Origin of the sequence: Microcystis sp. M144S2, from assembly GCF_020246065.1 — a bacterium.
Classification (GTDB): domain Bacteria; phylum Cyanobacteriota; class Cyanobacteriia; order Cyanobacteriales; family Microcystaceae; genus Microcystis; species Microcystis ichthyoblabe_A.
Genome location: NZ_JADBTR010000016.1, coordinates 1 through 4,967, shown reverse-complemented (window position 1 = coordinate 4,967; position 4,967 = coordinate 1). Strand labels below are relative to the sequence as shown.

Here is a 4,967-nt window from a genome sequence, read left to right as displayed (position 1 = left end):
TTAAGTAGGTAGGCGTTAAAAATTATCAGATGCCCCCCTTATTAAGGGGGATCCCCCCGCCTATCGGCACCCCCCTTATCAAGGGGGGCAGGGGGGATCGAACCTAAAATCCATTTTTAATTTAATTATAACCAGCTACTTTAGCCAATTTGTCCGTTCAAACATTGTCATTAGTTAGACCCTGTTGCAACGTTTGTCCCTCTATTTTAATCTAGGCTTTCAGCTTTGCTGTCAGTGGGGAATAATAGTCACCCCATTTCCTGAAAAATATTAAGAGATGTAACTATTTATGCCTAACCTAGAAAGTGATTACTCAACAGGGGTGAGATCAGGATAGTCTAGATCGAGCAGTCCGATAGATGTTTAGTTAAATTCCTACTTCAGATATGTCCGTTTCTAGTCCTCCTCGTTCCCTGCGTATCGGTTCGCGTAAAAGTCAGTTAGCCCTAGTACAAACCTATTGGGTACAGGCAGAATTGAGTAAACACCACCCCCATCGACAGTTTGAGGTGGAGACGATGAGTACCCAAGGCGATAAAATTCTCGATGTGGCCCTGGCGAAAATCGGTGATAAGGGTTTATTTACCAAAGAATTAGAAGTGGGAATGTTGGATAGATCGATCGATCTTGCCGTCCATTCTCTCAAGGATCTGCCCACTAATTTGCCCGAAGGCTTAATCTTGGGTTGCGTCACGGAAAGAGTGAATCCGGCCGATGCTTTGGTGGTAAATAACCAAAACCAAGACTATCAATTAGACACTTTACCGGAAGGTGCGGTGGTGGGGACTTCTTCCCTGCGGCGATTGGCCCAGTTGCGTTACCATTATCCCCATCTGACTTTTAAGGATGTGCGCGGCAATGTCAACACCCGTCTGGCAAAACTGGACGCGGGAGAATACGACGCGATTATTCTGGCAGTAGCGGGACTAGAAAGGTTAGGATTAGGCGATCGAGTTCATCAGGTTATCCCGGCAGCAATTTCTCTCCATGCGGTGGGACAGGGTGCTTTAGGGATAGAATGCCGCGATGCTGATCCGGAGGTTTTGGAAGTCATAAAAGTGTTGGAACACGCCCCTAGTCGCGATAGATGCTATGCTGAACGCGCTTTTTTACGGGAGTTGGAGGGGGGTTGTCAAGTTCCCATCGGAGTAAATACGGCGATCGAGGATGGTATCCTAACTTTAACGGGTATGGTGGCTAGTCTCGACGGTAAGCGCCTGATTAAGGACTCGGTTAGCGGCGATCCTAGCCATGGGGAAGTCTTAGGACGAGATTTAGCCCATAAAGTGCGCGAAGCTGGTGCTGGAGAGATTTTAGCCGAGATTTTCGCTGAAGTGGGCCGATAATTAGTGATCAGTGATCGGTTATCAGTTATCAGTCTTAAGTAGGGTTGGCTGAATAAATCTAACCTTTTCCGCCGGGATGAGAGAATGGCCTTTCGGAGTCAGGACATTGTGCAGGATGTGACGATTTTGAATTAAAACTAAAGTTGCGATCGCTAAGAGAAAATAACCAAAACCTTTTTGTAACTGTTTTGCGGACACAAACTGTCCCAGATAGGAACCGATAAGAGTACCGAGGGCAGCCGCAAAAGCAAAGGATAGGGTTAACTGCCAATCGACGCTAATATGACCTAAATAGCCCAGTAATCCGGCTACAGAATTGAGGGAAATAATCAGCAGGGAAGTGGCAATCGCTTGAACCATGGGGATTTTGCCCAATAATACCAGCGCGGGAACGATAGCGAAGCCTCCCCCAACCCCAACTAATCCCGTCAGGACACCCACAGCAATTCCCTCGCTCATTAACCAGAGCCAGCAATATCGGCACACTGGTTGGGGGTAGAGAGTCAGATTTTTTTGGCGATCGCGGGCTTTATAATCAGGATTATCTATCTGTGTTGATCTACTAATCATAAAGGCTGCTGCTATTACCATTAGTGTTGCAAACAGGAGCATCTGGAAGGTGGCAGTGACAAGGGGTAATGTGGCTAATCTTGCTCCCAAAAAAGCCCCTACCATCGTGGCAGAACCGAAGATAAAAGCGGTTTTTAAGTTAATGTTGCCTTTTTTCCAGTGGGGAATCGTGCCGAGTAAACTGACACTACCGATGACTAGAAGCGTCATAGCGATCGCTGATTTGGTCGGTACTCCCATCACATAGACTAGAATCGGTAATGCTAGTACAGAACCTCCTCCTCCCAGCAATCCCAGACTAATCCCCGTACAAACGGCTAATAAATGTCCAATTAACCAAGTCATTTCAGTTATCAGTTATTTTAGCTATCGGTCGTCAGGAGGCAGGAGATACGGTGATAGGGTTTTAGGGTGTTGGGGTGGTCACTGCGTGCGCGTTGCGGGGGGTGTTAGGGTGTTGGGGTTTTAGTTGAAATTCCCCCACTTCCCCACTTCCCCACTTCCCAATTCATAATTCCCACACCCAACCCCTAACCCCCTATTTCCCCCGATGGGGTTGATTATAGGGAAGTTTAGCCAGAAGCATAGCTAAAGCACAGGTATTACTAATTCCCGCAAAAACTAGACCGGAACCGACAAAACCGCTTAAAATCAGGAACCAAGGCGAGAGAAAGGCTCCTAATACTGTTCCGAGGACTACTAGGGAACCAGCAACGATCTGCACCTGACGAAATAGGCTAATTGGCGCATTTTGGTCTTTTTCGGTGGCATAACCCGCACTTTTCCAAGTATTTAAGCCGTTTTTAAGCTGGGCAACTTGGCTAAATCCTGCCGCAATCAGTTTTTGTGCCGCTACAGTGGATCTGCTGCCAGAATTACAATAGAGAACTAGGGTTTGATTGGGGTCAAAAGCGATCGAATTAGGGTTAAAACTGGAAAGTGGTACTAATTTGGCCCCTGGAATGCGATCGCTGGCGTACTCCCCCGGTTCTCGCACATCAATTAAGCAAACTTCTCGGCGCTCAATTAAGTTTTTTAAAGTATGGGCATCAAATTCTAGTAATTTTGCTTGATTTGTGGTATTGGTCATCGTTAATCTCCTGAATAGATCTTTAAGCTAAAACAACTCCTAAATTACCGCAGCCTTGGTTAGCGGGAACCGCCTCCATGATCTTTTTGGGATCTGGTAAATTAAGACTGTTCATAAACTCGATAAATTGTCTGCGGTTACGTCCGACAAAACGGGGATTGTATTGTTTTTCTTCGGCAATGGTGGAGACAGTTAAACCGCGATAGTCGTGGCCGGGATAAACTAGGGTACTATCGGGGAGAGTGAAAAGTTTTTGCGTGACCGAATCAAAGAGAGTACCAGCATCGCCGCTTTGGAAGTCGGTACGACCACAACCCCGGATAAATAGGGCATCTCCTGTCAAAATATGACTGTTATTGACTAAATAGGCTAGATGACTATCGGTGTGGCCAAGAGTAGCGATCGCTTTGATGGTGATATTTCCTAGTAACAATTCCTCTCCATCCGTCAGATGGCGATCAGCACAGGCTACTTGGGCATTTTCGGGAACTATACCCAGACAGCCTGTGATTTGCCTTAATTTTCCAGTTCCTGTGACGTGATCGGCGTGAATATGGGTTTCTAAACAATATTTTAGCGTTAATCCTAGCTCCCGTAATTGCCGATCATCCCTTTCCACCTGTTCCAGGACTGGATCCACCAATACCGCTTCCTTGCTGACGGGATCGGCAATCAAATAAGTATAAGTGCTGGTTTCGGGATCGAACATCTGACGGAATAGCATGATCTCTGACTCCCTTTATATAGCTTTATAACTATACTACCATATGATTATGAATTTGCAGGAAACCTCTAGCAGGATTAATTTTTGGGCTTTATCTCATTGTCGAGTCAAGAGGCAAAAATACAAATAAAGCGAGAACTGTCGCCCTTGCAGTTCCCGCTCTATTATTGTTGTATTGTTGGGGTATCTAACCCCCGAATATTGAGTTAAATTAGTACAAATCTTCTTCTTTGTGGGTGACGATCACACAGTCAGTAGTCGGATAGGCCACACAGGTGAGGACATAACCCGCTTCAATTTGATCGTCATCTAAGAAGGATTGATCGGACTGATCAACGATACCAGATTCGAGTTGACCAGCGCAACTAGAGCAAGCACCAGCACGGCAAGAAAAGGGTAAATCTAATCCTTGTTCTTCTGCTGCCTCGAGAATATATTCATTATCGGGAACATCAATTTCATAATCGCCCTTGGGTGTTTTCAGGGTGACTTTATAAGTGGTTGTCTTTATTTTCTTTGCCATAGGTTGTTCCTCAGTCTCAAAATGCCTTCTCTCCCCGTTTACACTGAACAGGTCGAATGAGTTTCCTTTTTGATACTACGCGAAAATTCACCAGGCTCAACTTACCATTAGTAATGACAGCCTTAAATAAACTTAAAATAATATTTACTTATCACTTTAGCCGATTAGCTGTTTAATTAAAAGTTGATACAATAGCCTAGTCTCATAAAATAAAAGTCGGCATAGCCTATCCTTCCCTAATGCCTTAAAAAGGGTTTATTCGGTCAAATAGCGCAAAGAACGTCAGCAGAAAACTGAGAGCGCACCAAACCGAAGAAAATCTAGTAGAAACGATTTGGCTACAGTTAACAAGTCTTTTGAGCGGATTTTATGGGATGGCGAAAGGTTTTCTTGTGGTTAAACGACTGTTCGAGTTTTTGGCTAAATTTCAATTATTTAATTTTCCTAAACTTAAAAAATACGATACCTTTTCACATTTCATTTAGGGATGCTATAGCTAACAAAGTTAATCCGACTGGGGATTGGAAATTGTCCTCGTCACTATTTAAGTAGGTAGGGGTTAAAAGCTGTCAGACACCCCCCTTATCAAGGGGGGCAGGGGGGATCCCCCCGCCTATCGGCACCCCCCTTATCAAGGGGGGCAGGGGGGATCCCCCCGCCTATCGGCACCCCCCTTATCAAGGGGGGCAGGGGGGATCCCCCCGCCTATCGGCA

5 protein-coding genes are annotated in these 4,967 nt (G+C 45.5%); 1 reads left to right on the top strand and 4 read right to left on the bottom strand.

Annotated elements, in window-relative coordinates:
- Positions 1–386 precede the first annotated feature (386 nt).
- On the top strand, positions 387–1,346 hold the full coding sequence (gene hemC / locus IM462_RS02515; protein ID WP_287703492.1) for a hydroxymethylbilane synthase: 960 nt from the start codon (positions 387–389) through the stop codon (positions 1,344–1,346).
- Between the two features lie 21 nt (positions 1,347–1,367).
- Here hemC and IM462_RS02510 read toward each other — a convergent pair whose 3' ends face one another.
- The 4 genes from IM462_RS02510 to IM462_RS02495 form a co-directional block, all read right to left on the bottom strand.
- Entirely contained in the window at positions 1,368–2,261 is an 894-nt protein-coding gene (locus IM462_RS02510; RefSeq protein WP_287703490.1) for a sulfite exporter TauE/SafE family protein, read from the bottom strand.
- Between the two features lie 193 nt (positions 2,262–2,454).
- On the bottom strand, positions 2,455–3,006 hold the full coding sequence (locus IM462_RS02505) for a rhodanese-like domain-containing protein (RefSeq protein WP_287703488.1): 552 nt from the start codon (positions 3,004–3,006) through the stop codon (positions 2,455–2,457).
- 22 nt (positions 3,007–3,028) lie between these two features.
- Entirely contained in the window at positions 3,029–3,730 is a 702-nt protein-coding gene (locus IM462_RS02500) for an MBL fold metallo-hydrolase (protein ID WP_287703486.1), read from the bottom strand.
- A 211-nt stretch (positions 3,731–3,941) separates the two neighbouring features.
- On the bottom strand, positions 3,942–4,253 hold the full coding sequence (locus tag IM462_RS02495; protein ID WP_004163775.1) for a ferredoxin: 312 nt from the start codon (positions 4,251–4,253) through the stop codon (positions 3,942–3,944).
- Between the last annotated feature and the right edge of the window lie 714 nt (positions 4,254–4,967).